This is a genomic window from Streptomyces sp. E2N166 (genome assembly GCF_003671715.1).
Taxonomy (GTDB): Bacteria; Actinomycetota; Actinomycetes; order Streptomycetales; family Streptomycetaceae; genus Streptomyces; species Streptomyces thinghirensis.
In genome coordinates this window covers 1,025,250-1,030,754 of record NZ_RAIF01000012.1, presented here as the reverse complement: position 1 = coordinate 1,030,754, position 5,505 = coordinate 1,025,250, and the positions used below count along the sequence as shown (strand labels likewise).

Below are 5,505 nucleotides of genomic sequence, written 5' to 3'. Positions count from 1 at the left end.
GTCGTCGCGGCGGTGCGCAAGGGCGCGGGCGAGGGCGCCGCTGTCGGAACCGTCCTCACGGCCTTGCGCACAGCGGCGGACGCCCGGCCCTGAACGCAACGGGGGCACGGCCCTGTACGCGCGCCCCCGGGACCCGCCCCTGACCGCGCCCCCGGAACCCGCCCCTGAATTCCCCCGGGACCGGCCGCTGAACACACACCGGGGCGCGCCTTCGGGTACGCAAGCAAGCACCCCGCATCCCGCACCCCGCGCGCCCGCCCCGACCGCAACGGGGGCGCCCGGCGCGATGCCGGGCGCCCCCGAGGGCGTGCTGGTGGCGTGGCGTCGCCTACTCGGCCGCCGCCGCGTCCGCCGCCTGCGCCCTCAGCGCGCGCTCGACGCCCGAACGCGACTCCGAGACCAGTCGGCGCAGGGCCGCGTTCGGCTCGGCGGAGGACAGCCAGGCGTCCGTGCGGTCCAGGGTCTCCTGCGACACCTGCACCGCCGGGTACAGGCCGACCGCGATCTGCTGGGCCATCTCGTGCGAACGGGACTCCCAGGCACCCTTGAGCGCCTCGAAGTACCGCTCCGTGTACGGTGCCAGCAGCTCGCGCTGGTCGGTCTGCACGAAGCCGGCGATGACCGCCTCCTGCACGGCGTTCGGCAGCTTGTCGGACTCGACGACCGACTCCCAGGCCTCCGCCTTGGCCGCCTCGGTCGGACGGGCGGCACGCGCGGTGGCCGCGTGCCGCTCACCGGCGGCCGTCCTGTCCCGCTCGTACTCGCTCTGGATCTCCGAGCCGCCGAACCGGCCCACCGCCGCCAGCCGCTGCACGAACGCCCACCGCAGCTCGGTGTCGACGGCCAGGCCCTCGATGGTCTGCGTGCCGTCGAGCAGCGCGTCGAGCAGGTCCAGCTGCTCCGGCGTCCTCGCCGTCGCCGCGAACGCCCGCGCCCACGCCAGCTGGTGGTCGCTGCCCGCCTCGGCGGCCCGCAGGTGCGCCAGCGTGGCCTCGGTCCAGCGGGTGAGCAGCGCCTCGCGGGCGGTCGGGGCGGCGTACTGGTCGATGGCCAGCTTCACCTGGCGGTGCAGCGACTGCACCACGCCGATGTCGGACTCCTTGCCGATGCCGGACAGGACCAGCGAGAGGTAGTCCCGGGTCGCCAGCTCCGCGTCCCGGGTCATGTCCCAGGCCGACGCCCAGCACAGGGCGCGCGGCAGCGACTCGGTGAAGTCGCCGAGGTGCTCGGTGACGACGGCGAGGGACTGCTCGTCGAGGCGGACCTTCGCGTACGAGAGGTCGTCGTCGTTGAGCAGCAGCACCGCCGGGCGGGCCTTGCCGACCAGCTGCGGTACGGCCGTCAGCTCGCCGTCCACGTCCAGCTCGACGCGCTCGCCGCGCACCAGCTTGCCGCCGGCGTCGAGGTCGTAGGCGCCGATCGCGATGCGGTGCGGGCGCAGCGTCGGCTCGCCCTTCGCGCCGGCGGGCAGCGCCGGGGCCTCCTGGCGGATGGCGAAGGACGTGATGACACCCTCGGCGTCCGTCTCGATCTCCGGGCGCAGGACGTTGATGCCGGCCGTCTCCAGCCACGCCTTCGACCAGGTCTTCAGGTCGCGGCCGGAGGTCTCCTCCAGCGCGCCCAGCAGGTCGGACAGGCGCGTGTTGCCGAACGCGTGCCGCTTGAAGTACGCCTGCACTCCCCGGAAGAACGCGTCCTGGCCGACGTACGCGACGAGCTGCTTGAGCACGCTCGCGCCCTTGGCGTACGTGATGCCGTCGAAGTTGACGAGCACGTCGTCCAGGTCGCTGATGTCCGCCATGATCGGGTGCGTGGACGGCAGCTGGTCCTGCCGGTACGCCCAGGTCTTCATCTGGTTGGCGAACGTCGTCCACGAGTGCGGCCACTTGGAGCCGGGCGCGTCGGCCTGGCAGGCGGCCTCCGCGTAGGTGGCGAACGACTCGTTCAGCCACAGGTCGTTCCACCACTCCATGGTGACCAGGTCGCCGAACCACATGTGCGCCAGCTCGTGCAGGATCGTGGCGGCGCGCACCTCGTACGCGGCGTCCGTCACCTTCGAGCGGAACACGTACTGGTCGCGGATGGTCACCGCGCCCGCGTTCTCCATCGCGCCCGCGTTGAACTCCGGCACGAAGAGCTGGTCGTACTTCTTGAACGGGTACTGGTAGTCGAACTTCTCCTGGAACCACTCGAAGCCCTGCCGGGTCACCTCGAAGATGGCGTCCGCGTCGAGGTGCTCGGCGAGCGAGGGGCGGCAGTAGATGCCGAGCGGGACGGACTGGCCGTCCTTCTCGTAGACGCTGTGCACCGAGTGGTAGGGGCCGACGATCAGCGCCGTGATGTACGACGAGATGCGCGGGGTCGGCTCGAAGACCCAGACGTTGTCCTGGGGCTCGGGGGTGGGCGAGTTGGAGATGACCGTCCAGCCCTCGGGCGCCTTCACGGTGAACTGGAAGGTCGCCTTGAGGTCGGGCTGCTCGAAGCTCGCGAAGACGCGGCGCGCGTCCGGCACCTCGAACTGCGTGTACAGGTATGCCTGGTCGTCGACCGGGTCGACGAACCGGTGCAGGCCCTCGCCGGTGTTGGTGTACGCGCAGTCGGCGACCACGCGCAGGATGTTGCGCCCCGGCAGCAGCCCCGGCAGGGCGATGCGGGAGTCCTGGAACACCTCGTCGGCGTCGAGGGAGTCGCCGTTCAGCGTCACCTCGTGGACCGTCGGCGCGACCAGGTCGATGAAGGACTCGCCGCCGCCCTCCGCGACGTCGAAGCGCACCGTGGTCACGGACCGGTAGGTGCCGCCCTCCTGCGCGCCGGTGAGGTCGAGATCGATCTCGTACGAGTCAACGGTCAGCAGCGTCGCCCGCTGCCGCGCCTCTTCGCGAGTCAGGTTTGTGCCAGGCACGCGGTCATCTCCTCGTTATGTGTGGGTTGCGCCATCCTTCCACGTGGCCCGCACGGAACGCGATGTCCATTTCCCGCCGGTGGACGGGCCGGACGCGCGCGAGCCTGGAGGGCATGCAGCACTACACCGCACGGCCCATTGCGCCCGCCGCCCTGAAGGAACTGCGCACCGCCGACGACGCGGGCCGCGTGCCCGCCCCGTTCACCGACGACGAGGGCGGCGCGCCCCTGCGCTGCTGCCTGCGCCGCAGCACGCCGGGGGAGAGGATCGCCCTGGTCTCCTATGCACCGCTGCGGCGCTGGGCGGCCGGGACGGGCGCCGCACCGGGCGCGTACGACGAGCAGGGACCGGTCTTCGTGCACGCCGAGGAGTGCGCGGGACCGGAGACGGACGGCCTCCCCTACACGAACTCGCACCGCGTCCTGCGCCGCTACTCGGCCGACGGGCGCATCCTGGGCGGGCGGCTGGTCGAGGGCGCCGACGCCTTCGCACCCGCCCTCCGGGAAGCGCTCGACGACCCGTCCGTGGCGTTCGTCCACGTCCGGGCCGTCGAGTACGGCTGCTTCCTCTACGAGGTGAGGCGGGGCTAGCCCCGGAGGCCTAGCCCTTCAGCTCCGCCGCCACCAGCTCCGCGATCTGCACCGCGTTCAGGGCCGCGCCCTTGCGCAGGTTGTCGTTGGAGACGAACAGGGCGAGGCCGTTGTCCACGGTCTCGTCCTGGCGGATGCGGCCGACGTAGGACGGGTCCTGACCGGCCGCCTCCAGCGGGGTCGGCACCTCGGTGAGCGCGACGCCGGGGGCGCCGGCCAGCAGTTCCTTGGCGCGCTCCACGCTGATCGGGCGGGCGAAGCGGGCGTTGATCTGGAGGGAGTGGCCGCTGAAGACGGGTACGCGCACGCAGGTGCCGGAGACCTTCAGCTCCGGGATCTCCAGGATCTTGCGGGACTCGTTGCGGAGCTTCTGCTCCTCGTCCGTCTCGTGCAGGCCGTCGTCCACGATGGAGCCGGCCAGCGGCAGCACGTTGTACGCGATCGGCGCCACGTACTTGTCCGGCTTCGGGAACTCCACCGCCGAGCCGTCGTGGGTGAGCTTGGGAGCATCGTCGCCGACCTTCTTGACCTGCTCGAACAGCTCGTCCACGCCGGCCAGGCCGGAACCGGACACGGCCTGGTAGGTGGCGACGACCAGCGCTTCGAGACCCGCCTCCGCGTGCAGCGGACGCAGGACCGGCATCGCGGCCATCGTGGTGCAGTTCGGGTTGGCGATGATGCCCTTGGGGCGGTCGGTGATCGCGTGCGGGTTCACCTCGGACACCACCAGCGGGACCTCGGGGTCACGGCGCCAGGCGGAGGAGTTGTCGATCACGACCGGGCCCTGGGAGGCGACCTTCTCGGCCAGCGCCTTGGAGGTGGCGCCGCCCGCCGAGAACAGCACGATGTCCAGGTCCGAGTAGTCGGCGGTGGCCGCGTCCTCCACCGTCACGCCGTCCAGCTCCTTGCCGGCGCTGCGGGCCGAGGCGAACAGACGCAGCTCGGTGACCGGGAAGTTCCGCTCGGTGAGGATCCTGCGCATGACCGTGCCGACCTGACCGGTGGCTCCGACGATTCCGACCCTCACGGTGACTCCTTCTCCGTTTGTGCGCGTGTCTTCACGCGCGCTTTGCTCGGCCGAGACTTTTCCATCATGGGGCGAAGCCCGGCCCACCTGTCCAATTCTTTGCGCGGGATGCCCGCACCCTGGGACGCGGTGGCTCGTACAGCGGGCGCGGTCCTTCGCTGGAAAACCCTGCTGAGCTGCGGGAACCAACCTCCGCCGGGCCCCGCGCCGCAAGCTGTGCTGTTCCGCCCCTGCCCATCCCCGCCCAGCCCACACGACGATGTGACGTACGCCTCGCGGCAAGTCTCCGCCCGCCGGGCGAACGTTTCGGGCCCCGTCGGCGTCATAGGGGAAACGTGGCGGGGGAGGGGTGGCTGTGCTGCGCGGAAAGGCCCGCCGCGGCCAGGGGGACGGCGTACTCGACGATCCTCTGGACGCGGCTCAGGAACGCCGGGTGCGGGCGGTGCTCGCGCTGGGCGGCGTGCCGCAGGCGGATCTGCCGGACGGGGTGCAGCAGGTCCGCCTGCGGTTGCTGGAGCGGACGGCGAGCGGACGCGAGGCGCCGCGCGACGTGTCCGCGTGGGCGGCTGTCGTCGCCTCCAACCTGGCCATGGACTGGCACCGGGCCAGGCGCCGCCAGGACCGGATCGGCGAGCGCCTGGCCGCGCTGCGGCAGATGGAGCATCCCTCCGGGGAGGACACCAGCCTGCTCTCCCTCGCCGTCGCCCAGGGCCTGGACGAGCTGCCCGACGCCCAGCGCCAGGTCCTCGTCCTGCGCTTCTACGCCGACCTGCCGGTGCGCGGCATCGCCGAGGAGCTGGGCATCCCCGAGGGCACGGTCAAGAGCAGGCTGCACACGGCGGTACGGGCGATGCGGGCCCGCCTGCACGAGGACGAGGTGGTGTGAGATGGCCGCCGAAAAGCATCCCGGTGGGCACGACGCGCTGATGGCCGCGATCACGGGCGAACCGCTGCCGCCCGGGGCGGGCGCGGACGCCGATGCCGAG

At 72.0% G+C, this 5,505-nt stretch carries 4 protein-coding genes; 2 read left to right on the top strand and 2 right to left on the bottom strand.

The window, feature by feature from the left end; translation table 11 throughout:
* Positions 1-328: 328 nt before the first annotated feature.
* Positions 329-2,902 (bottom strand): aminopeptidase N, encoded by a 2,574-nt coding sequence (pepN, locus tag EBH09_RS12395; protein ID WP_121747028.1) that lies wholly within the window; start codon positions 2,900-2,902, stop codon positions 329-331.
* Between the two features lie 113 nt (positions 2,903-3,015).
* Between pepN and EBH09_RS12390 the strand changes: the two genes are divergently transcribed.
* Positions 3,016-3,492 (top strand): DUF1203 domain-containing protein, encoded by a 477-nt coding sequence (locus EBH09_RS12390; protein WP_121747027.1) that lies wholly within the window; start codon positions 3,016-3,018, stop codon positions 3,490-3,492.
* A gap of 10 nt (positions 3,493-3,502) precedes the next feature.
* On the opposite strand, the gene EBH09_RS12385 is transcribed toward EBH09_RS12390, so the two are convergent.
* Complete coding sequence (locus tag EBH09_RS12385; RefSeq protein WP_121747026.1) at positions 3,503-4,519, bottom strand: aspartate-semialdehyde dehydrogenase; 1,017 nt, start codon at positions 4,517-4,519, stop codon at positions 3,503-3,505.
* A 349-nt stretch (positions 4,520-4,868) separates the two neighbouring features.
* Here EBH09_RS12385 and EBH09_RS12380 point away from each other — a divergent pair, with 349 nt between their 5' ends.
* Positions 4,869-5,405 carry a sigma-70 family RNA polymerase sigma factor gene (locus tag EBH09_RS12380; RefSeq protein ID WP_193776258.1) on the top strand — a complete coding sequence of 179 codons (537 nt, stop codon included), beginning with the start codon at positions 4,869-4,871 and terminating at the stop codon, positions 5,403-5,405.
* Positions 5,406-5,505: the final 100 nt, after the last annotated feature.

Bases quoted from the DNA above. Each gene is read 5' to 3' on its own strand.
- EBH09_RS12390 (WP_121747027.1), top strand. From the start codon at position 3,016: ATGCAGCACTACACCGCACGGCCCATTGCGCCCGCCGCCCTGAAGGAA.